Origin of the sequence: Mesorhizobium sp. M0715 (assembly GCF_040320355.1) — a bacterium.
Classification (GTDB): domain Bacteria; phylum Pseudomonadota; class Alphaproteobacteria; order Rhizobiales; family Rhizobiaceae; genus Mesorhizobium.
This window is the reverse complement of record NZ_JAMYPL010000007.1, coordinates 109491-131359: the sequence shown is the minus strand read 5'-3', so window position 1 is coordinate 131359 and position 21869 is coordinate 109491. Positions and strand designations below refer to the sequence as shown.

At 61.6% G+C, this 21869-nt stretch carries 24 protein-coding genes and 1 tRNA gene; 12 read left to right on the top strand and 13 right to left on the bottom strand.

Going from position 1 to position 21869, the window contains the following annotated elements:
- The first annotated feature begins 280 nt into the window (after window positions 1-280).
- Complete coding sequence (locus NKI21_RS11145) at window positions 281-562, top strand: hypothetical protein (protein WP_023810439.1); 282 nt, start codon at window positions 281-283, stop codon at window positions 560-562.
- 159 nt (window positions 563-721) lie between these two features.
- On the opposite strand, the gene NKI21_RS11140 is transcribed toward NKI21_RS11145, so the two are convergent.
- The 3 genes from NKI21_RS11140 to NKI21_RS11130 all read right to left on the bottom strand — a co-directional run bounded on the left by NKI21_RS11140 (window position 722) and on the right by NKI21_RS11130 (window position 2629).
- A complete protein-coding gene (locus NKI21_RS11140) occupies window positions 722-961 on the bottom strand; it encodes a DUF2188 domain-containing protein (RefSeq protein ID WP_013532013.1) in 240 nt (79 codons plus the stop codon).
- A gap of 30 nt (window positions 962-991) precedes the next feature.
- Complete coding sequence (locus NKI21_RS11135) at window positions 992-1270, bottom strand: DUF982 domain-containing protein (RefSeq protein WP_013532012.1); 279 nt, start codon at window positions 1268-1270, stop codon at window positions 992-994.
- 255 nt (window positions 1271-1525) lie between these two features.
- Window positions 1526-2629 carry an NADH:flavin oxidoreductase/NADH oxidase gene (locus NKI21_RS11130; protein WP_352865569.1) on the bottom strand — a complete coding sequence of 368 codons (1104 nt, stop codon included), beginning with the start codon at window positions 2627-2629 and terminating at the stop codon, window positions 1526-1528.
- A gap of 225 nt (window positions 2630-2854) precedes the next feature.
- Here NKI21_RS11130 and NKI21_RS11125 point away from each other — a divergent pair, with 225 nt between their 5' ends.
- Window positions 2855-3433, top strand: coding sequence for an NUDIX domain-containing protein (locus NKI21_RS11125; protein WP_352555253.1), 579 nt, complete (start codon window positions 2855-2857; stop codon window positions 3431-3433).
- A 44-nt stretch (window positions 3434-3477) separates the two neighbouring features.
- Here the strand turns inward: NKI21_RS11125 and NKI21_RS11120 are convergent.
- Window positions 3478-3562, bottom strand: a tRNA-Leu gene (locus tag NKI21_RS11120).
- 373 nt (window positions 3563-3935) lie between these two features.
- Here NKI21_RS11120 and tig point away from each other — a divergent pair.
- Both tig and NKI21_RS11110 read left to right on the top strand, forming a co-directional pair.
- Entirely contained in the window at window positions 3936-5402 is a 1467-nt protein-coding gene (gene tig, locus NKI21_RS11115) for a trigger factor (RefSeq protein ID WP_352555251.1), read from the top strand.
- 160 nt (window positions 5403-5562) lie between these two features.
- Window positions 5563-6087, top strand: coding sequence for a hypothetical protein (locus tag NKI21_RS11110; protein WP_023810444.1), 525 nt, complete (start codon window positions 5563-5565; stop codon window positions 6085-6087).
- A 254-nt stretch (window positions 6088-6341) separates the two neighbouring features.
- Here NKI21_RS11110 and NKI21_RS11105 read toward each other — a convergent pair whose 3' ends face one another.
- From NKI21_RS11105 to radC, 8 genes are all read right to left on the bottom strand, one after another.
- A complete protein-coding gene (locus NKI21_RS11105; protein WP_352673740.1) occupies window positions 6342-7658 on the bottom strand; it encodes a M20 family metallopeptidase in 1317 nt (438 codons plus the stop codon).
- Window positions 7658-8617: an ABC transporter permease gene (locus NKI21_RS11100; RefSeq protein ID WP_128303348.1), complete on the bottom strand. Its 960-nt coding sequence runs from the start codon at window positions 8615-8617 to the stop codon at window positions 7658-7660. Before NKI21_RS11100 ends, NKI21_RS11105 begins: the two co-directional genes overlap by 1 nt.
- The gene (locus NKI21_RS11095; protein ID WP_352865566.1) at window positions 8614-9561 is read right to left on the bottom strand and encodes an ABC transporter permease; all 948 of its coding nucleotides are present in this window, start codon (window positions 9559-9561) and stop codon (window positions 8614-8616) included. Before NKI21_RS11095 ends, NKI21_RS11100 begins: the two co-directional genes overlap by 4 nt.
- A 47-nt stretch (window positions 9562-9608) precedes the next feature.
- Window positions 9609-10595, bottom strand: coding sequence for an autoinducer 2 ABC transporter substrate-binding protein (locus tag NKI21_RS11090; protein WP_127293279.1), 987 nt, complete (start codon window positions 10593-10595; stop codon window positions 9609-9611).
- A 33-nt stretch (window positions 10596-10628) separates the two neighbouring features.
- Entirely contained in the window at window positions 10629-11399 is a 771-nt protein-coding gene (locus NKI21_RS11085) for an ATP-binding cassette domain-containing protein (RefSeq protein WP_023810449.1), read from the bottom strand.
- A gap of 28 nt (window positions 11400-11427) precedes the next feature.
- A complete protein-coding gene (locus NKI21_RS11080) occupies window positions 11428-12201 on the bottom strand; it encodes a glutamine amidotransferase (RefSeq protein ID WP_023810450.1) in 774 nt (257 codons plus the stop codon).
- 71 nt (window positions 12202-12272) lie between these two features.
- Entirely contained in the window at window positions 12273-13454 is a 1182-nt protein-coding gene (locus NKI21_RS11075) for a carbohydrate kinase family protein (protein ID WP_023810451.1), read from the bottom strand.
- 256 nt (window positions 13455-13710) lie between these two features.
- Window positions 13711-14472, bottom strand: coding sequence for a RadC family protein (gene radC / locus NKI21_RS11070; protein ID WP_023810452.1), 762 nt, complete (start codon window positions 14470-14472; stop codon window positions 13711-13713).
- 251 nt (window positions 14473-14723) lie between these two features.
- On the opposite strand from radC, the gene NKI21_RS11065 reads away from it, so the two are divergent.
- The 3 genes from NKI21_RS11065 to NKI21_RS11055 are packed head-to-tail and all read left to right on the top strand — an operon-like array spanning window position 14724 to window position 17706.
- The gene (locus tag NKI21_RS11065) at window positions 14724-15581 is read left to right on the top strand and encodes a MipA/OmpV family protein (protein WP_352720278.1); all 858 of its coding nucleotides are present in this window, start codon (window positions 14724-14726) and stop codon (window positions 15579-15581) included.
- 41 nt (window positions 15582-15622) lie between these two features.
- Entirely contained in the window at window positions 15623-16384 is a 762-nt protein-coding gene (locus NKI21_RS11060; RefSeq protein ID WP_352673733.1) for a response regulator, read from the top strand.
- Entirely contained in the window at window positions 16381-17706 is a 1326-nt protein-coding gene (locus tag NKI21_RS11055; protein WP_352865562.1) for a sensor histidine kinase, read from the top strand. The genes NKI21_RS11060 and NKI21_RS11055 overlap by 4 nt, the downstream gene beginning before the upstream one ends.
- Window positions 17707-17733: 27 nt before the next feature.
- Here NKI21_RS11055 and map read toward each other — a convergent pair whose 3' ends face one another.
- Window positions 17734-18561, bottom strand: coding sequence for a type I methionyl aminopeptidase (gene map, locus NKI21_RS11050; RefSeq protein ID WP_013532002.1), 828 nt, complete (start codon window positions 18559-18561; stop codon window positions 17734-17736).
- 200 nt (window positions 18562-18761) lie between these two features.
- Between map and NKI21_RS11045 the strand changes: the two genes are divergently transcribed.
- The 5 genes from NKI21_RS11045 to NKI21_RS11025 all read left to right on the top strand — a co-directional run bounded on the left by NKI21_RS11045 (window position 18762) and on the right by NKI21_RS11025 (window position 21868).
- On the top strand, window positions 18762-19184 hold the full coding sequence (locus NKI21_RS11045; RefSeq protein WP_352440218.1) for a hypothetical protein: 423 nt from the start codon (window positions 18762-18764) through the stop codon (window positions 19182-19184).
- Window positions 19185-19297: 113 nt separating this feature from the next.
- Window positions 19298-19423, top strand: a complete 126-nt coding sequence (locus NKI21_RS11040) for a hypothetical protein (RefSeq protein WP_352440219.1) — start codon at window positions 19298-19300, stop codon at window positions 19421-19423.
- Between the two features lie 160 nt (window positions 19424-19583).
- The gene (locus NKI21_RS11035) at window positions 19584-19880 is read left to right on the top strand and encodes a DUF982 domain-containing protein (protein ID WP_352440220.1); all 297 of its coding nucleotides are present in this window, start codon (window positions 19584-19586) and stop codon (window positions 19878-19880) included.
- A 203-nt stretch (window positions 19881-20083) separates the two neighbouring features.
- The gene (locus tag NKI21_RS11030) at window positions 20084-20359 is read left to right on the top strand and encodes a DUF6074 family protein (RefSeq protein ID WP_502895166.1); all 276 of its coding nucleotides are present in this window, start codon (window positions 20084-20086) and stop codon (window positions 20357-20359) included.
- Between the two features lie 327 nt (window positions 20360-20686).
- Window positions 20687-21868 carry a pilus assembly protein TadG-related protein gene (locus tag NKI21_RS11025; protein ID WP_081734815.1) on the top strand — a complete coding sequence of 394 codons (1182 nt, stop codon included), beginning with the start codon at window positions 20687-20689 and terminating at the stop codon, window positions 21866-21868.
- Window position 21869 lies beyond the last annotated feature (1 nt).

The window sequence follows — 21869 nt, the reverse complement described above, 5'->3', positions numbered from 1 at the left end:
TCTGAGATAGCGCGGCGCGACGGTGGCCGCAATGTCATCTTCGCGCCGCCACGGCGAGCCGATGAGGTCAAGGATCTAGGTTCGAACTGGTCGAGGGAATAGGGCACATGCCGCAATTCGTGATCCCGGAGCGAACCGCCGCATTCATCGAGCGCATCGCCGGCCGGGCTTTGCTGGTCAGGGCCTCACCTCAGCTTCACGACAATTTCAAGGAACCATTCGGCTGACTACCGGGTTTTATGAGTGTCGCACCAAGGCGGCTAAGATACGGAGTGATTCAATGGTTACAAAAATTCTCGCAGCATCTGTTCTGACGATCGGTCTCGCAACATCGGCGATGGCGCAGTCACTGGACGACAGGTATTCCAACAATCGTGATTGGTGGCTGTTCGGCGACAACGACCAGACAACTGTCGACCCCTATACCACGGGAAGCATCCGTGACGGCTCCGGTTTGAACACCCAAGGCAATACCGGCGCAATAGGCCCATGTGCCCACAACACGCCCGGCCCGGACGCCAACGCAGGGCAAAACGTCAACGATCAGTATTGCGGCAAATAGCCAGAACGCGATTTCCGAAAAGCGCACACTGATTTTCTGGAAAGCAATGTTCGAGGGCTAGTCCGCAAGGACAGCCGCTGGCCGCTGGCGCGTCCTTTCTCCGGACGGCGCTGCGGTCGGCGCCCTGTCGGACCGCTCAACATCAAGCGCTATACCGAATTAATCTGAGACTTCTGTCTGCGGCCGGTCGCGGCCGTCGGCCAATTCTTCGTGCCATTTGCCTTCGGCGTCCTCATACTGGATGCCGTCGGTCGCTCCGGCGACCTGCTGCTCGGCCGAGGCGATTTCGGCTGCGCGCAATGCGTCCTGATGCGTGGGAAACGTCTCGGAAAAGGTCGCTCCGACCTTGTAGGCCCAGCCGCCGTCATGCTCGACGATCTTGTAAGTCAGCTTCGCCATGGAAAACCTCCGGTTGAAAGGTCCGTCTGCTCAATGCAGCCGGTCGTCGGGCAGTCTGTCGTCGGGCACCAGCACTTCCGATTCCTTGGCGGCTTCAATCAGCGCCCGGCGCGCATCTGCTGTCGAACGATAACCTTCCAGCACTTTGAGGCAAGTGTCGAGGGCATCACGATGGCGCGGGCCGCGATTGAGCGGCCACACCGTCATCAGGCACTCCGCGGCCTCCTGGGCGCTGCGGATGTGGCGATATTTGCCGACGTGGCCAAGTTCGACGACGACCGGCACTTCAAAAGGTTTGTTGTCCATCATGGCCGCAACGCAAAGCAGCCAATTTGGTTGCAACCATGGCCGTCAGCCTGCGCCCAAACGTCTCAGAGGCTGTTTGAAGGCTCTACACCTGCGGTCAGCGCGCAACCGGCAAGAATGCCCTGAACAGTTTCCTCCCACGCCGGCCACGCCCGCCGCAGCCTCGTCCCACCCAACAGCTTGCGGACGGAATAGCTGCGAAGCACCGTCAAACTGTCTGGAGACAGGAGGGGCGCGCGTTTCGGGAGCGCGGACCGTTCAGCCCACCGCCTTCATCCAGTGCTGCATCGTGGTCACCGAACGGGCAAGCTGCGGCGCCGGGTGGATCGTTTCGCTGAATGTCGCCGCCGCACGCCATCCCCAGCGCGGATCAGCCAGGAAGGCCCGCGCCAGCGCCACCATGTCGGCGCGGCCCTCGGTGAGGATCGCTTCGGCCTGCTTGGGGTCGTCGATCAGGCCGACGGCACGGGTCGGAATATCAGCACCCTTGCGCACCGCCTCCGCCAGATGCACCTGATAGCCGGGGCCGGTGGGCAATTTCTGCAACGGCGAATTGCCGCCGCTCGAGCAGCAGAGATAGGCAACGCCCTCGTCCTTGAGCGCTTTGGCCACTTCGATCGCGTCCGCCACGTCGAAGCCGCCATCGACCCAATCCATCACCGACAGCCGCGCGCCGAGCATCAGCTTTGGCACCGCCTTGCGCACCGCCTTGGCGATTTCGACGGCAAGACGCATGCGGTTCTCCAGCGAGCCACCCCAGCGGTCCGAGCGCTGGTTGGACAAGGGCGACAGGAACTGGAAGATCAAATAGCCATGCGCGGCGTGCAGTTCGATGAAATCGAAGCCGGCGCGTTCGGCTCGCCTTGCGGCCTCGGCGAAGCGTTCGATGAGCTGCAGGATCTCCTCGTCCTCCAGTGCGTGCGGCACGTTCCAGCCGGTGTCGTAGGGGATGGCCGAGGCGGAAACGGTCTGCCAGGGATCCTCGTTTGGCTGCAATGGCCCGCCGCCTTCCCACGGCTTGCGGTTCGAAGCCTTGCGGCCGGCATGGGCGAGTTGGGAGCCGAATTTCGTGCCGGGTGCGGCGACGCGTCGTGCGGCGTTCAGTGCGCGGCGGGCGGCGGCTTCATTGTCTTCGGAATAAAGGCCGAGGCAGCCATGGGTAATACGCCCGCGCCGCTCGACATCGGTCATCTCGACTGTGACCATGCCGGCACCGGACATTGCGAGATTCATCCAGTGATGGAGATGCCAGTCACTGGCCGAGCCGTCGTCGGCGGAATACTGGCACATCGGCGCGACGGCGATGCGGTTGGGAAAGGTGAGGCCGTCGAGGGTGATCGACTGGAAAAGCGACGCTGTCATGAGAAACTCCGGGAGGGTTCGCAGCTATTTAGGCGACCGATGGCGCCTGCGCCAGACACGAGGCGGTGAAAGGGGTTCTGGACCAATCACTGACGGGATTGCCGAAATGCCGGTTCGCGGATAGGCCTCGGCAATGCATGGCGCCCAAAAGTGGCCCCGGTTTGGGAGAACGACACGCATAAAACAGGAGCATAAAGCGCGACGCGCTTTTGCATGGAGACCACGATGGAAGATCGTATTCGCGTCCGTTCGGAGGAAATCCTCTCCGACGACTGGGCCGTCCTGAAGAAGACCGTTCTCGACTACCGTCGGCGCGACGGTCAGTGGGAGACGCAAATCCGCCAGACCTATGATCGCGGCGATGGCGCGGTGATCCTGCCTTACGACCCCTTGCGTTCGACCGTGCTTCTGGTGCGCCAGTTCCGCTATCCCGCCTACGTCACCGGCCACCGCGAGCCGCTGATCGAGGCCTGTGCCGGCCTGTTGGACGAAAACGATCCCGAAACCTGCATCCGAAAGGAGGCGGAGGAAGAACTCGGCTACCGGCTGCAGAACGTCGAGCGGCTGTTTTCGCCCTATATGAGCCCCGGCAGCGTCACCGAACGTCTCTGGTTTTTCATCGCCCGTTATTCACCCGCCGACCGCATCTCGGCCGGCGGCGGCGCGCAAGAAGAGGGCGAGGACATCGAGGTCCTGGAAATGCCGCTCGACGAGGCCCTGGCCGGCATCGCCGATGGCCGTATCCTCGACGCCAAGACCATTATTCTGATCCAGCATCTGAAGCTCAATCCGATCGCTGCCTGAACCGAGCTTCGGTGGCCGCCACCCGAAGCTCGCAGAGCGAAGGGTGGTGCGGATGAAGGGACTCGAACCCCCACGCCTTTCGGCACTGGAACCTAAATCCAGGGCGTCTACCAGTTCCGCCACATCCGCATGGACCGGCAATCCCATGTGGCCATCATTCTGTCAATGTCAGAGACAAGATGTGGGTCAGCGACAAGATGTGGTCAGGCCCGAATGCTGGTTATTCGCCGGAATGCGAAGACTGTTGAAAATTGGCCTCGCCTGTGACAAAAGGCGTGTCAAATGTGACGGGACGCGACGATCCGCTTCTGCAGAATGTGATAAGAAGTAGGAAAAACAAGAACTTATTCACATTTTGGAACGCAGTTTGGGAGAGTTTGAGCCGGGTTTTCGGTCAAATCGCCAGGTTCCGTACCAAAAGCCATTCCCGGCAAGAATATACCGGCAGGCTGTGAACGGCAGAGGCCGTGGCAGTCTCATTGGTGAAAACAAAGGTTTTACGATGCAGGTCACCGAAACGCTCAACTCCGGTCTCAAGCGAGAGATCAAGATCACCGTGCCGGCCGGTGACATGGAAGCCAAGCTGATGGCGCGGCTTTCGGATGCCCGCAACAAGGTCCGCATCAACGGCTTCCGTCCCGGCAAGGTGCCGGTGCAGCACCTGCGCAAGGTTTACGGCAAGTCGTTCATGGCCGAAGTGGTCAACGAAATCCTCAACGATTCGACCCGTTCGATCATTACCGGGCGTGGTGAAAAGGCTGCCATGCAGCCCGAAGTCATCATGACCGAGGATGAGAAGGAAGCCGAGAAGATCCTGGCCGGCGGCGCCGACTTCGAATTCCGCCTCAACTACGAGATCATCCCGGCGATCGAGATCAAGGACTTTTCCGACATCAAGGTGACACGCCAGGTGTTCGACGTTCCGGATACCGAGATCGACGAGCAGGTTCAGCGCGTTGCCGAATCGGCGCGCAGCTATGAGCCGAAGACCGGCAAGGCCGCCAATGGCGACCGCGTCACCATCGACTATGTCGGCAAGATCGACGGCGAGGCCTTCAATGGCGGCGCCGGCACCGATCAGCCGCTGGTGTTGGGTTCGAAGGAATTCATCCCCGGCTTCGAGGATCAGCTGGTCGGCGCCAAGGCCGGTGACGAAAAGCAGGTCACCGTGACTTTCCCGGAAAACTACCAGGCCGCGCATCTGGCCGGCAAGGAAGCGACCTTCGACGTCACCGTCAAGGAAGTGTCCCAGCCCGGCGCGCTGGAAATCAACGACGAGACCGCCAAGAACCTCGGCCTGGAGTCGCTGGAGCGCCTGCGCGACGTCGTACGCGGCCAGATCGAGAACCAGTTCGGCGCTATGACGCGCCAGAAGGTCAAGCGCCAGCTGCTCGACCAGCTCGACGCGGCCTATTCGTTCGAGGCGCCATCGAAGCTCGTCGACGCCGAGTTCAACAACATCTGGGCGCAGGTCAATCGTGACCTGGAAGCAGCCGGACGCACCTTCGCCGACGAAGAGACGACGGAAGAAGAGGCGCGCGCCGAGTATCTGCGGCTTGCCGAGCGCCGCGTACGCCTTGGCCTGGTACTGGCTGAAATTGGCGAGAAGGCCGGCGTCACCGTATCGGACGAAGAGCTGCAGCGCGGCCTGTTCGAGCAGGTGCGCCGCTATCCGGGCAACCAGCAGCAGGAAGTCTTCGAGTTCTACCGCAACAACCCGGAAGCGTTGAACACGCTGCGGGCACCGATGTTCGAGGAAAAGGTGGTCGACCATCTGCTCGGTCAGATTTCGGTCACCGACGTCAAGGTCAGCAAGGAAGAGCTGATGGCCGACGACGAAGAGGACGAGACCGCCGTCAAGGCGAAGCCGGCGAAGAAAGCCGCCGCCAAGAAGGCCGACGCCAAGAAGGCCGACGACGCGGAAGAGCCCAAGAAGAAGGCTGCGCCGAAGAAGAAGGCCGCCGAATAACACCAGCGCTCCGCTGAAACAGGAAGGCCGCCGTCGAGGCGGCCTTTTTCGTTGCCAAACTGCAACAGCCGCCATGCTTCGCACGCGACGGCCTGTGGCGACCAAGCTTTGATCATTATCTGCGCTTCTATTGCAAGCCGCTTGGTTGTTGGAGGGCGTGTTGAGACTGTTCGTCGAATTGGGACACGCTTCGGCAATCGCGCTGATGCTTGTCTCGGTCTGCGGCATTGCCCAGGCCGGCACGGTGCCTGACAACTGGCGGTTCGGCACGAGTGAAGACGGCCTCGTCACGGCCTCGCTCTATGCCACCAACAAGCTGATCACCGGCGGCGGTGCCTTGAGCTACAGCCCGATCCTGACGATTGCCTGCCGGGTAAACGGCGAGCCGCATTGGACTGAATGGCTGCAACTGAACGACGCTGTTTCGGCCAGCCGCAAGATCACCATGTCGATCACGGTCGATCAGGAGAGCAAGTTCGATGAAAGCTGGTCGGTCGGGCCGCGCGGCCGGATGCTGGTGCGCGATGGAGCCGACGGCATCAGGCGCCTTGTCGCCGCGAACCGGCTCCAGCTTTCCTGGCGGTTCGGGCTGCTGGCGGGGCGCGGCGAGGCCGATTTCGACCTCGCCGGGTTCGGCGAAGCGGTCAACCAGGTAGCCGGCAGCTGCAACACCGATCCGCCGTGAACGGACCGCAACGGGCACGGCTTGCTGCACAGGCGTTCAGCTCAAATCACGTGCGCAAGCTCGCCGGGTGTCAGAACGCGACGACGTCACCAGGCAGGGGCGCAACCATGCCTGCAGTGTGGCAAAGATCGATCACTTGCCGCATGGCGGGAACTCGAGGGCGTGCCGCCGCCGGTCGATGACCAGAAGCTGCGGCTCCTGTCGAAGGGCCATGGCCCCTATGCTGCGTTGTCGCACTGCCAATCGTCTGCCCGCTAGCGGCACCATTTTTCGACGGCAATTGCAATTGCCTTGGTGCAATCGACGAGATCGCGCACCGAAACGCGTTCGTTCGGCTGATGCGCCTGCGCGGGGTCGCCGGGACCGAAATTGACGGTCGGCGTGTTGCCGAGTCCGGTCGGCAGGCCGATGTCGCTGTGCGCGCCAAAGCCACTCAGGACCGGCGAGAGATTGGCTTCTTTGACGGCCTCCTGGAAGACGCCGACAAAGGGATTGTCCGCTGGGATCTCGGCGCAGTCGGCGTCGAGAATCCATTCGACGCGGGCAGGGCGCTGGCGAAGATAAGGGTCTGCCTGGCAGACATTGGCTATGTGCTCTTCGATTTCGCGTTTGACGTTGCCGCCCAATTTGAACTCGTCATGCTCGCTCGGCAGATATTGAGCGTCGATGATGATCTCGCCGCGCCCTGCCATGGAGGACGGATGTTCGCCGGCGCTCATCTGGGTGACGATGATCTGGTTGGGCAGGTCCATCAACGGATGGTTCTTTCTGGGATCGAACATCCAGCGCCGGTTGAGGATGTCGATGCCGTCGAGGATCTGCCGGCAAAGCTGGACGGCATCGACCGGGCCGCTCGAATACCAGGCATTGGGCGTCAGCTCCGCATGCCCGCCTATGCCGTCAATGATGATCTTCCCCCACAGAATGCCGTGACAGAGCGGTGCGATCCTGTTCGCGGTCGGTTCGGTCATGATGCCGGCGTCGGCGTGAAAGCCGCGATCGACCATGGCCAGCGACCCCATGCCGCCGATTTCCTCATCGACCACGGTGGTGAAGACGACGTCTCCGGACAGGGGAATGTCGAGTCCCCTCAGGATCTCGACGGCCATCAGCATGCAGGCGACGCCGCCTTTCATGTCGACCGTACCACGGCCGTGTAGAAAACCGTCCTTGAGGACGGGCTGGAACGGGTCGGTCGTCCAGTGACCGGCGGCGCCGGGCGGGACGACATCGATATGGCCGGTCAGCATGATGGAGCGACCGCCGCCCGTGCCCTTCAAGACGCCGCCGAGATTGGGCCGGCCTTCGAACGTCCTGCCTTTGTTGGCGCCGGCCCGCCCCTTGTATTTTTCGTAGAGTGCTGGGCCGTCCGGGTCCCAAAGATCGGTCGAGAAGCCTAGCGCCTCGATCCGCTTTTGCAGATAGAGCTGGCAATCACGCTCGCCGGGGCCGGCCTCCTTTGGATCGGATTTCACGATCGAGGGGAAGGCGACGAGATCGCTCAGCGTTTGGACGATACGGTCAGCGCTTGCTTCGACGCGCGCGGCAATGATCTCTTCCATGGACGGCATCATGATCTCCAACGTTGGGAAAGTCGGTCGGCGAGAAGGACGAAAACCAGAAGGGCGCCGACAATCCCCACCTGCCAAACCGTGTTGATGTTCAATTGCAGAAGGCCGGTCTTCAGCGTGACCAGCAGCAGGACGGCCGCGAACACGCCGCCGACGCCGCCACGCCCGCCGGTGATGGCGATGCCGCCGAGCATGGCCGCAGTCAGCGATTCGAGTTCGAGGTTCTGGCCGATATTGGGCCTGCCGCTGCCGAGCCAGGCGATCGAGACGAGTCCCGCGGCGCCGGCGAGCGCGCCACTCAAGGCGTAGAGGACCAAGCGAACGCGATCGACCGGAATACCGACCAGCCTGGCCGAGCGTTCGTTGAAGCCCATGGCGTAGATCCAGCGCCCCCACGCTGTCGAGAGCAGCACCAAACCGGCTAGCGCAAAGCAGGGGATGGCAAGGGTGAGAAAGGGCAGGGGAATGCCCATGACGACGCCGCGCCCCCACACAAGCAGCCAGGAGGGCACGCCGGCTTGGGCCGCGCCGCCGGTAATGGCAAGTGCAGCGCCGGAATAGACGAAGAAGGTGCCGAGCGTCGCGATGAAGGGGAGAAGCGCGAGCCCGTTCACCAGCCATCCGTTCAAGGCACCGAGCATCGCGCCGGCCAGGATGCAGACGGCGGGCAGCAGGACCGGCGGCAATCCCAGCTTGAGGCAAAGCATCGCGACGATGGCGGACAGCGAGACCGCGCCGCCGACCGAGAGGTCGATGCCGGCGCCACCGGCCATGATGACCAATCCCTGCCCAAGGCCGACCAGGGCCAGGATCGTCGAGAACTGAAGAATGGTGGTGACAGTGCCGAGATGGAAGACAGACGGCTTGAGCGCCAGCAGGCCGACAATGACGATCAGCCAAAGCGTACAGAGCAAAGCCAGGGTAAGGGCCGGGCCCTGCAGGTTGCGGAACGTTTTCATGCGCGGGCTCGTTGAAATCTGCCGAGCGGCAATCGGTTGCAAACAGCTTCGAAGCCAAGCACGCCGATGATGAGAACGCCGGTGACGACAGGCTGCCAAAGGGAGGGGACACCGATCAGCAGCAGACCGTTTTGCAGGATTCTAAGCAGAAGCACGCCGAGCACGGTGCCGATCAGGCTGCATCTGCCGCCCAATATGCTGGTGCCGCCAAGAATGACCGCGGCAATGGCGTCGAGCGCCAGCGTGCTGCCGATCGTCATCTCCACATTGCGATAGGTGGCGACATAGAACGTGGCGGCAATGCCAGTCAGCACACCGCTGATGGCGAAGGTCATGAAGCGGATCTTGATCACTGGGATGCCAGAAAGCCGCGCTTTTTCCTCCGAATTGCCGATCGCCAGCAGATGCAGCCCATAAGGGGTTCGCCGCAGCGCCAGCCAGACGGCCAGATAGGCAGCGGCAATCACCAGGGCAGGGACGGGGACGCCGAGCACGCTGGTTGCAAGAAGATTTGTAAGGCTCGAGGGCAGGCCCGAAAGCCATTGCCCTCCGAGAAGTACGAAGACGGCGGTGCGGTAGACACCGAGCAGGCCGAGTGTACCGACAATTGCCGGAACGCGGCCGAGGACAACGACGGCGGCGGTCACGCATCCCAGCACCGCACCGACCAAAGGACCCGCAATGAGCGCCAGCAGCGGATTGCCGCCGGCGCCGAGCACGCGCCCAATGGCGATCGCCGCCAGACCCATGACGATGCCGATCGAGACATCGATGCCGCCCATGGCGAGCAGCAGGGTCATGCCAAGGCCGATCAGCAGCAACTCGACACTGTTGCGCAAGACCGTGGCTGCATTGCCTGATGTCGCGTAGTGCGGCGATGCGACAGAAAAGATGACGATCGCCAGCAAACAGGCGACAAGCAGAGACCACTCCCGCCCGCTCATGGAGAAGACACCGTTTCCAAACTGCCGCACCACGTTCATCTCAGAGCTCAGAAGTTGAACTTGTCGACATTGTCCTTGGTGAAGACAGCCGGCGGCCCGAGAAGCAAAATGCCCTTGGCGGCATCATAGGTGACTGGCTTTTCCAGGCCGGCGACCTTGTTTTCCGCTTCGAAGCTCTTGCCGTCGATCAGCTGTTTGCCGGCCCAGACCGTGAGATAGCCGAGTTGCTCGGGATCCCAGAGCACGGTGAAGCCGAAGGCTCCGCTCTTCAGGTAGGACCGTGCCGTGTTCGGGCTGCAATAGCCGGCACCGATGACCGAGCCGATCTTGCCTGCGGTTTCGATGGCCTGGGCTACGCCCGGGCATGTCGAGGAGGCGACGGCGATGATGGCCTTGATGTCCGGGTTGGCCGCCATCAGATCGCCTGATATTTGCGCGGCGCGTTCGGCGGTGCCGCCGGCGAATTGCGGCGCGAGCAGCTTCAGCTTCGGATATTTGGCGGTGGCTTGCTTCTGCATGAAGCCGATCCAGGCGTTGAGATTGGACGCCGTTGCCTCGCCGGAGACGATGCCGATGGTTGCGTCCTCGCCGACGCGCTTGACGAGTTCGTCGACAATGGTTGTGCCGAGGCCTTCGTCGGTCGCCTGCGCCACATAGACGGCGCGGCCGCTGTCGGGCGCGTCGCTGTCACTGGTGAACAGCTTGATGCCTTTCGCCTTGGCGCTCTCGACCACGGGTGCGATGCTGGAGGCATCGAGGACGCTGACCGAGATCGCCTCGACGCCCTGATCGATCAGGTTCTGGACGATCTGCAACTGGTCGACCGGATTGGTGTCGACGGGACCGGAATAGATGAAATCGACGCCCAGGTCCTTGGCGGCGCGATTACCGCCGGCTTCCATGGCGTTGAAGTAAGGGATGCCGATCAATTGCGGAACGAAGGCGACCTTGTGTTTGTCCGCGGCATGCGCCGCGGTTGCAATGGCGAGTGACAGTGCGGAAGCGGCGAGCACTTTCTTGAGCTGTGAAAGCATTGTGTTTGAACCTCTCTGGAAATGACGTGCGTTTCAGTTTGTTTTTTCAAGCGCCCGCACGTCGGGATGAGCGCCTGTTATGAGCGAAACGACTTCCTCGTGATCGGTATCGGCGGCCAGCCGTTCGGCCACCTTGCGGCCGCGCCGGAACACCACGATGCGGTCGGCGACCTCGAAGACCTCGGAAATGTTGTGGCTGATGAGCACAACGGCACAGCCGCGCGCGGCAAGCCGCCGTGTCAGTGCCAGGACCTTGCGCGTTTCGGCAACGGCAAGGGCCGCGGTCGGCTCATCCATGATGACCAGCCTGGCATTCAGATTGAGCGCCCGGCAGATTGCGACGGCCTGACGTTGGCCGCCCGACAGGCTGCCTACGGGCGCTTCTGGATCGGAAATATGAGCATCGAGCTCCTTCAGCAGGCCGTCGACGCGCTGGCGCATTTCTTTGCGCTTCAGGAACGGAATGCCCAAAATGGAGCGTTTCAATTCACGGCCGAGAAAGACGTTTTCTGCGATCGACAGGTTCTCCGAAAGCGCCAGTTCCTGAAAGATCGTCGCGATCCCCGATGCCGCGGCATCCTTGGGCGAGTGAAAGGCGACCGGATTGCCCTCGATCACAAGCTCCCCACCACTGGGCGGATGAGCGCCTGCCAGGATCTTGATGAAGGTCGATTTGCCGGCGCCATTATCGCCGAGAAGCGCCAGCACCTCGCCGGAGCGGATCTCCAGATCGACATTTGCCAGCGCGGTCAGAGCGCCGAAGCGCTTGGCGATGTTTCTGGCGACAAGAAAGGGCTCTGTCATGACGGGTTCCCCGACGATTGCGGATCGGCTAGGCGTTGCTGACCCAGCGCAGCACGTTGGTCCAAAGCCTCGCGTAGCCAGGCCATTCGACAAAACTGTTCGGCAGCCAGTGAGGACCGATGTCCGACGTCCAGACCAGCGTACGCCCTTCGCCATGGCGCCCGGTGACCAGCAGGGGATGACCGCCCTGGTCCTGCGGCAGCCGCGCCAGGACCTCGACATCGTCGCGATCACGGGCGATGACCTCGTTGGCACCGAGCAGCAGCGGCCATTCGCCCTCGATGCCGGCAAAAAGCGGGTGGTCTCTGGAACCAGTGATCTCAGGACGAAAGCCCTCCGGAATTTCGAGCCGGTCATCATTGGGAAGGCAGGTCACCGGCAGCGCCTCCTCGACCGCCGTGCGATGCCAGCGCGCCTTGCCGTCAATGCCCTGGAAGCTGAAATAGCCGCCGATCATGATCAGGCCGCCGCCGGCCAGCGTCCAGTCGCGCAGGAGCTTGAGCCGGTTGGGAACCGTTTTGCCGTGCAGCCAGACATCGGGGTGGAGCAGGAGCGAATTCGCGCCAATGTCGGACAGGATGATCGCCCTGTATTGCGACAGCCCTTCCATGGTGAAAGGCAGCTTCTCGACGGCCTCGTGGGCGGGCATGTAGTCGAGATCGAATTCGCTGCCCTTCAAAGCGTCCACCAGGGGTGTTGCGCCCAGGTGAAAGGTGACGCTGCCGAACTGGTCGAACCCCTTGTAGTGGGTCGCCGAACTCACCCAGCTTTCGCCGACAAGAAGGACTTTTGTTTTCGCCATGATCATACTCTCCTGATTTCGTCGGTTGATGCGGTTTTCCGCGCCAGGTCGAACGTCGATAAGCCATTGTTTTAACTGGCTATCACGGCATTGTTCGCCAGGGCCGCAGCCTTCAGCGTGGCAAAGTCTGCGATGTAACCCTGCGCGCCTTCGACCGTTGTCGTCAGGCTCGCCCCGATTGCCGCATAGCGCGCGGCGTCGCCCAGCGACGCGCCATGCAGCCAAAGGGCAAGGAAGATGCCGGCAAAGCTGTCGCCGGCGCCCGTCGCGTCGACGCGATTGACCGGCAGCGCCGGCACCTCGATCTGCGGACCGCCATTCGCCGGAAAAACGACGGCGCCGAACTCGCCGAGGGTGAGCACGACCGTTCCCCGTTGTTTGATGCGTGACAGCATCAGCCGCACCTCTTCGATCGTCGTCGCCATGCGGCTGCGAAAGTCGAAGATCTCCCGTATCATCACATCGTTGATGAAGGTCAGATCGATCTGTTTGACCATCTGCGAGAAGGTTTCCGGCGTGCGGACGCTTTTGGGAAGACCGGCCGAATGCAGGCTCACCTTCCAGCCCGCCTGATGAAAGCGCGCGATGGACGCGGTCATCGTCTCGTAGTGAAAGCCTTCGATATGAAGGCAGGCCGAACGTTGCTCGGGCTGGATATCCAGATTGGCTGTCAGGTCGACCTCGCCAAGCTCGAACGGTTCGCTGATGATCGTCCGGCTGCCGTTGCGCTCGATGATCACGATCGCCTGGGAGAGGCGGTTGTTGGGCGTGTTGCGGATCGGCAAGGCGTGGACCCCCAATTTCGAAAGCGCGCCGAGCGCCCAATCGCTCTCTGGATCCTGGCCGACCGCTGTCGCCAGCTCAACGTCCAGCGCGTAGGGAGCTCCGATGCCGGCGGCGGCAACCGCGAGATTGGCCGCGGGGCCACCCAACGCCTTGTCGATGTGGCTGGCGGTGATCCGGTCGTCGCGATGCGGCAGCACGTCGACGCGGCACAGGAAGTCGACACTCACCCTACCGGCGACCAGAAGTCTTGGCAGATGGTCGAGATTCTTTGGCCTGCGTGGTGCGCGGCCCGGCAGTGAGCGCGCAAAGGAGCTCGGCCGATACATCAGCGCGGCAACCGCCTTCTCGATGCGGTCGCGCGTGCCTTCCCTCAGGCTGGCCGTTCCATTGATGAAGTTCGACACCGTGCCGATGGAGACACCGGCGGTTCGTGCGACATCCGCTATGGTCGGGCGCTTGCGTTGCAATGGCGGAGTTCCAATTGAAGCGTTTCAAAACGGTAGCAGCGAAAATGCGATGCCTCAACGGAATTATCTTCTAAAAATCAAAGAGAGAATTCTTATAGATTGGAAGATTAATCCAGAAATAGAGCGGATACTGGGCTCCTCTTTCCAAGATTGAACAATTTTCAAATTTTTTGGCAAAAGATTGTGCAAGCGAATTTCCTGCACTTCATTCGATCGCCCGGGCTTGATCGGACGGTCGTGGCATGCCCCCGGCCCGTCAGATCAGCAACAGGCCCTTCATGCTGGCGTATCCCTTGCGCCCGATGATGATGTGGTCGTGCACCGCGATGCCCAGCCGCTTGCCCGCCTCGATGATCTCCTTCGTCATTTCGATATCGGCTCGTGAGGGTGTGGGGTCGCCTGACGGGTGATTGTGGACCAGGATGATGGCGGTGGCCGAGAGTTCGAGGGCGCGCCTGACCACCTCGCGCGGGTAGACGGGCGTATGGTCGACGGTGCCTGTCTGCTGAACCTCGTCGGCGATCAGCGCGTTCTTCTTGTCGAGGAACAGGATGCGGAACTGCTCGCGCGCCTCGAAGGCCATGACCGACCGGCAATAGGCAAGAAGCTGTGTCCAGGACGAGAGGACTTCGCGACTCTGCACCTCTCCGCGCGCCATGCGCTGCGCGGTTGCCGCGACGATCTTGAGATCGAGCGCCACCGCAGGGCCAATGCCCTTGACTTCCTGCAGGAGGCCAACCGGCGCCCCGAGCACTTCGGCCAGCGTGCCGAAGCGTGCCAGCAGCGCCTTGGCCGCCGGTTTGGTGTCGGCACGAGGGATCAGGCGAAAGAGCAGAAGTTCCAGAAGTTCGTAATCGGGCAGGGCATCCGGACCCGCCAGGGCAAAGCGCTCGCGCAAGCGGTCGCGATGGCCGAGGTAATGCGGCTTTTCGTCGAGCGTCGCCTTGGCTTTCGCCGCAGGCCGCATCGGCGCTTCGGAGAAGAAACTCCGCTCGTCGTCGTCGCTTGTGTTCCCCATACACCGCCTACATTGCTCCAGCGCAGACATTAGAGCTGTTCTGGCCTGGATTGAAACAGTTCTGTTCCCCGATCGCGAGACGATCCACGGCAGATCGTGGCAGCTCCCGCTGTCAGTCTATGGCTTCCCTATACGGCAAGATGAAACCACGATTGCGCAACAAAACTTAACATCACTTAACGCATGCGGCCACTTTCACCTGACATGTTGGCGCCATCGGAGGCTCGTGGCCTCGCTATACTGGAGCGCGCATGTTCGCCAAAATTGACTCTGGACTATTTGCCGGCCGGGCATCTCTCGCGGCCATGGCAATCCTGTTTTCAACGCATTCGGAGGGCGCGCTGGCGGCAGACGCCATTGCGGTGAATTCCGATGATTTTACCCTGCCGCCCGAGCCTTCCCGTTTCGCGCGCTTCGAACAGAAACTGTCCGACTGGCATGTCGTGCTCGGCGGCGGCGCCATCATCGTCCCCAAATACGAGGGCAGCGATGAGTTCAAGATCATGCCGGTGCCTTTCGTCACGGCGACATTCCTCGACACGGTGACGATCGACCCGACAGGTGCCAACATCGCCGTCTATGAACAAGGACCGTTCGCATTCAGCGCTCGGCTTGGCTATGAGATGGGCCGCAAGGAAGACGACTCCGACCATCTGCGCGGCTTGGGGGACGTCGACATGGGCGCGACGGTCGGCGTGAAGGCGGCGGCGAAGTTCGGTCCGGCCGAAATATTCGCGCAACTGGACAAGACCATCGGCGGCAGCGATGGCCTGGAGGGCAGGGTAGGGATCGAGGTGACCCGGCCTCTGTCTCAATCGTTGATGATCGGCGCCAGCGCGTCCGCCGTCTTTGCCGACGAAAATTACATGCAGGCCTATTTTGGCGTCACGCCCGAACAATCGGCTCGCTCGGGGCTGGCGCGCTATGATGCCGGCGCCGGTTTGAAGCGCGCCGATTTTTCGATTTCCGCCACATATATGCTCGACGAGAACTGGATGGTGCGCGGCGAAGCGGGGGTCGGCGTTCTCTTGGGTGACGCTGCCGACAGCCCTGTTGTCGTCGAAAAGATCCAGCCTTCTGGGATGCTTCTCGTCGGATATCGGTTCTGACGCCTACCCAGGCACCAAATGCAGGCTAGACAAACTCCGGAATGGCACAGCAACGGCACCAAAGCGATTTGAGCGCCGAATGCAGGTCGGCAAGGCAAGGTTCGCGCATCCTCATTGTCGAAGACGATCTTGAGATCGCACGCATGCTGGGCGAGACGCTCACCGACAACGGCATGATCGTGGAAATTGCCGAGAGCGGCGTCCAGATGAATGCCGCGCTTCGCAACCAGAAATTCGATCTCATCGTGCTCGATGTCATGCTGCCGGGCGAAAACGGTCTCAACATCTGTCGCCGTCTTCGTGCCGGAACCAACATTCCGATCCTGATGCTGACCGCGCTCGGTGAGGAAATCGACCGCATCTTCGGGCTGGAAATCGGCGCGGACGACTATGTGACGAAACCGTTCAGCGCGCGCGAACTGACGGCCAGGATACGGGCGCTGCTGCGCCGTACAGCCTATACTCCAGACGAGCGGGACTGGTCGAAGGTGCTTCGTTTCAACGGCTGGCGCCTCGATCCCATACGACGGCAATTGCATGACCCCAACAATGCGCGGGTTACGACCACGACGCATGAATTCGACCTGTTGCTTGCGTTTTGTCGCAATGCAGGACGGGTTCTCTCTCGCGAGGAGCTTCTGGGCGTAACCCATGCCGGGCTCGCGGGGCCTATCGAGCGTAGCGTCGATGTCCATATCAGTCGAATCCGCAGGAAGATCGAAAAGGATGCGCGCGATCCGGTGCTTTTGAGGACCGTTCGGTTGGGTGGCTACATCTTCACCGCGACGGTGGAGGAAGCATGAAGGGTTTCATCCGCCGTTTCTTGCCACAGTCCGTGCGTGGGCAGTTTGTGGCGATCATTTTCATCGCGGTGATCGTGATCATGTTCGTCGGTTCGGTCGTCGAGAGTTTCATGGAGAACGTCGACCTTCCCGCCGCGGAAGATAACGCAAGGCGTGCGGCCGTTGTTGCTGCCTTGTTGCAAGAAACGCCGGCGGAGGCGCGTGGGGCAATTCTGGCGACAGCAAAGCGGGCCGGCTTTGATTTCGAGATATTGCCCAAGGACCAGATACGCGGCATTCCCCAGTCCTATCTGCAATGGCGAAGTGTCGAATGGCTTTTGCGTATCGACAGGGGGACGGTTGATGGACGCTGGCTAAGGATCGGCGGCCGATACGCATTTGTCATCGATTTGGACCAGCAGGACGTCCTGGCCCATTTCGGCATGCCCGATTCCTGGCTGACATCGGGCCTCGTCCGTGCCTCGTTCTACAGGTTCATGGCTTTCGTCGCCTTGCCCGTGCTGATCTGGCTGTTTGCGGTTTGGGCCGTGACGGATCCATTGAAGCGCATCTCGGCAGCAGTCGGTTCGGCCGAGATCGAGAATGGCGAACAGCTCTTCGTCGAACACGGCTCCATTGAAATGGTGGGCTTGGCGCGCGCCCTGAACAGGATGAGGACGCGCATCCGCACCATGATCGAAAATCGCACGCGCATGTTGCGCAGCGTCAGTCATGATCTGCGCACGCCGTTGACGCGGCTGCGGCTTCGCGCCGAGCGTATGGATGATGGCCCAATCCGAACCGCAATCCTGTCCGATGTCCAGCACATCGAAATCTTGATCGACGAGACCCTGACCTATCTGCGCAACGATGTTTCGACGGAGAAGCTGCAGCGCGCCGACATTGCCAGCGTTCTGCAAACCGTCTGCGCCGAATTCTCCGATGTCGGATTTCCTGTCTCATATTCCGGGCCGGACCGGCTCCTGGGCTGGTGCAAGCCCAATGCATTGGCGCGTGCCATCGCCAATCTTTGCGACAACGGGGTCAAATTCGCTGGCAATGTCACGGTCGCCTTGACGGCGACCGGCACGGCGGCGCGCATCACGGTAGGGGATGACGGGCCGGGTATTCCGATGACGGCACGTGCTCGTGTTTTCGAACCATTCTTCAAGGAAGATGCGTCGCGCGGCATTGCATCGAAGCATGGCTTCGGTCTGGGCCTCTCGATCGTTGCCGACATCGTCCAGGGGCACGGCGGCAGGATCGAATTGGAGGACAACCAGCCCAGCGGACTGGTCGTTACCATCGACCTGCCGAATGCTGCGGATTTGCAGTCGGCATAGACGGCCTCCTGCCGGGTAGATGCGCCGCTAGGCCGGCAGGCCGGGGCGATCGAGCTTTTTGGGCGACAGCGTGAAAATCTCGCACCCTGTGTCGGTCACGCCGATCGTGTGCTCGTACTGCGCCGACAGCGAGCGGTCGCGCGTCACCGCGGTCCAGCCGTCCGACAGAACCTTCACATGCGGCCTGCCCAGATTGATCATCGGCTCGATGGTGAAGATCATGCCTGGCCGCATCTCGACGCCCTCATTGGCGCTGCCGTAATGCAGGATGTTCGGCGCGTCATGGAACAGCTGGCCGACGCCGTGGCCGCAGAAGTCGCGCACCACCGAGCAGCGCTCGCCTTCGGCAAAGGTCTGGATGGCGGCGCCGATGGCGCCGGTGCGGGCTCCCGGCCTGACCGCCGCAATGCCGCGCATCAGGCATTCATGAGTGACTTCGAGCAGGCGCTCGGCGGCGCGCTTGATCGTGCCGACCGGATACATGCGCGAAGAATCGCCGTGCCAGCCGTCGAGGATGTAGGTGACGTCGATGTTGACGATGTCGCCATCCTTGAGCGGCTTGTTGTCGGGAATGCCATGGCAGACGACATGGTTGATCGAGGTGCAGGACGATTTCGTGTAGCCGCGATAGTTGAGCGTCGCCGGCAGCGCGCCGTGGTCCATGCCGAATTCGAAGACGAAGCGGTCTATTGCTTCGGTGGTGACGCCGGGCTGGACCATCGGCACCAACTCGTCGAGGCAGCGTGCGGTGAGATCGCATGCCTTGCGCATGCCGGCAAAGCCGTCCTCGCCATAGAGGCGGATCTGGCCGGTATTTCTGAGCGGGGCCGTGGCGGCGTCGAGATAGGTGACCATTCTGTCCGTGTAGCGGGTAGGGCTCTGCAGGAGAGCCAGCGTGAAAATTTCCCCAGATTTGGCACTTGAGGGCAAAAGGTTCAAGGAAGAACTGTTTGATGCAGCCGCGCGCTTCCGGATATTTGCCTCGCATCGGCGATGTCTTACCGGTTTTTGCCCGGTTTGCTTCCCTTTCCGGCCGTGGTGCGTTAGGGCGGGTGATGTTTTCGAGATCGCGTCCCTTCGGGGCGGCCAGGCAAACCGGATGGCCTGAAGCGCCGCTGACGGCAGCGTGCTCATGCCTGATGCGCATGGTGCTGCTGGCGATGCTGTGCTTCGGCCTGCCGGCGGCGTCAGCCTTTGCGGGGTCTGCGCCAAGCGGTGCCAGTGTCGGTGTCGAGCGGTCGGGCGAGGTGGCGGCGCTGCTGCGTGTCACCGGCAAGGCGCAAGCGCTGGAAGTTCGTGCCGGCCGTCCGCTCCTGGTCAAGTTCGCCGGCGGCCATCCCGCGCTTCCGGTCCCTGACGCTGTTTTTCTTTGGGCCGAAGGAACATCGCAAAGAGCGATGGTTTCGGGATATGGGGCCGCCTCGGTTCCCGGGGCGCGCACCAACCAGCCGCGCGCACCGCCGACCATCACGGCCTGAGCGGTCCAGAACCGTACCCTTCACCTCATCGTTATTCCTGTTTGCGTCGTGATCGTGCGGCGGCTGTCGGCCGCGCAGCGGTCGCGCGGCGCGTCTTTTTCCGGATCATTTCAATGCAACAACGCATCAAGACATTCAAAACCCTGTCGCGCGCGGCCTCGGCTGCCACGTTCCTCTCCGTCCAGATTGCCGCCATTCGCATGGCCTTCGGCGCGGAGACAGATCTGGCGAACCAGTGAGCACGTGTCGCCCAAGGCATATCATCGGTGCGTGATTGTTTTGGGCGACGTGGCGGTCCAGCGACCCAAGTGACGACACATTTCTGGACCAAAAGCCCGGCAAAGCAACTTTTGACGACGAATGGCGTTGCCTCGGTGACGCCAGTTCGGGAGATAGGAAATGGACAGACTGCAATTCGAGGTGCCGGTGCGCATCGCACCCGCGCCCGGCCTGCCAGTCGAGGAGATTTACGGCGTCGAACAGGCGCTCGACTTTCTCCAGGACTGGCCTGTGCGCCGTCAGGGCCCGATCTATCAGAAGGCGTTCAACGCCTGCTTTGGCGCTACGGTGGACGTGGTCAAGACCGAGGATGCGTGCCGGGCCTTCATGGCGTTTTGCCGGGCGAGCGGACTGATGGCCAGGGATATGATGACGCCGCGCAAGCGCGGCGGTGAGGCGAGGGCGTTCCAGGCGTAAGGCCGTCGCCCGTTTCGCCTGGCTCGATTGGCACGCCAACGAACGCGGTTGAACGCCCATGAGGATCTCGCACGCGCCTGCGCGGGTCTCGTCCGCGATGACTGCACCAGGATGCACCATCGTCGGCGCCGTTAAGCTTCCGTTTCCATCTTCCCGGCTATGCCATTGCTTGTTGGCAGTGGTTGATTCGTTGCATCAGTCTCATGGTTCGGAAGATGTCTCCAGAAAAAGTTCGTGCATTCCCGATCGACCGTCAGGTATTCTTGGTTCGAGAGGTTGCTGCCAAGCTCGGCAATCTGCATGGCGAGACCGCCACCTCCTTCTGGAGGGCCAAAGCGTCGGAGTTGCTCGATCTTGTGGTCGGATCCGGCAGGGACAGAACGGCAGCCAGCGATGAAGTGCGCAGGTTTTTCCTGGCCGTGCAGCGAGAGATGTTGGCTGATACGGTCGCGGAGTCGATGCCAATTCTTTCCGCTTGAAGCAAATCCTGAACCTCCATCCTCCACACATGCATCAGTAATTTGTAAATACGCTTACTCCGGTGTGTTTTTCGGAGACCCGGTCGTTGTTCGCGCGGTCTCGGCTGCGAATCCGGCAATTTCCCGCCGGCCTTGAGGGGCGGCCCACTCTGAGACATCGATGCGCTTGCGCGTTGGTCAGCCAGCGAAACACTTCTTTTTTGAAGCCAATGGACCACTGCTCAAAAATGCAACGAACTTTTTAGCCATTCGTTCATCTATGCGTGCTTTCTAATTTAAACCATGGCCTTGAGTAGCTTCACCCGTGTTCGGCTTGTAATGGACGCCATGCGCCGCAGCACGGGCGCGAATGTCGCTACGATTTTTGCCTTGACCTTGCCGGTCGTTGTCGGCGCTGCGGGCTTCGGCGTCGAGACCTCCTATTGGTACTACAACAGCCTGAGATTGCAGGCGACGGCCGATGCAGCCGCTTATGCCGGTGCGCTCGAACAGATCTCGGGTTCCGACAAGCCGACGATCGTCGCGGCCGCGACCCAGTCCGCGGCGTCGAACGGACTGGGCTCGGGCACGATCGTCGTCAATACGCCCCCAGCGTCCGGACCGAATACGGCAAAAAAAGCGGTCGAGGTGATCGTAGGCCAGAAGCTCGACCGGATGTTCACCCTGATCTTTACACAGGAAAAGGTTCCCGAACAGGCGAGGGCGGTGGCCGTCATTACCGATGCCTCGAGTGCCTGCATGCTCGCGCTCGATCCATCCGCTTCGCAGGCAGTGCTGTTTTCCGGCAGTACCAGCGTTAAGCTCAGCGGCTGCTCGGTCATGTCCAATTCGATCGCCTCGGACGCCATCAAGCTTCAGGGCTCGGCCGGTCTGCAGGCCGATTGCCTGATATCGGCGGGCGGTGTCTCTCTCAGCAATCCCGTCAGGACCGTCTGCGCGGCCCCGATCACCCAGGCACTGCCTGCCGGCGATCCCTTTGTCGACCTGCCGGCCCCGGTGGCCGGGACCACCTGCCAGAACGACAACAAGGCGACGCTCGGTCCAGGCACCTATTGCAGCGGCATGAACCTAAAGGGCAATGTCACGCTTTCGCCCGGCGTCTATGTCGTCCAGGGCAGTTTCAAGATAAACGCCAATGCGGCCATCACTGGCAGCGGGGTGACCATCTTCATGTCGGGCAGCTCGACTGTCAGCATGAATGGCAATGCGTCCGTGAACCTCAGCGCGGCGACTTCGGGCACCTACTCAGGCGTTCTGTTCTACGGCGACAGGACCGGCATGAGTGCATCCAGCACATTCAACGGCACGGCGGACTCGCTTTTGACCGGGGCGATCTATTTCCCCAAGCAGCAAGTGAACTATCTTGGCAACTTCTCGGGCAAGGGCGGCTGCACCAGGGTCGTCGCCAATACGATTCAATGGTCCGGTAATTCAACCATCAATCAGGATTGCTCAAGCCTCGGAGTGCCCAACATTCCAGCCGCGCGGTCCGTGGCACTTTCCGAGTAGC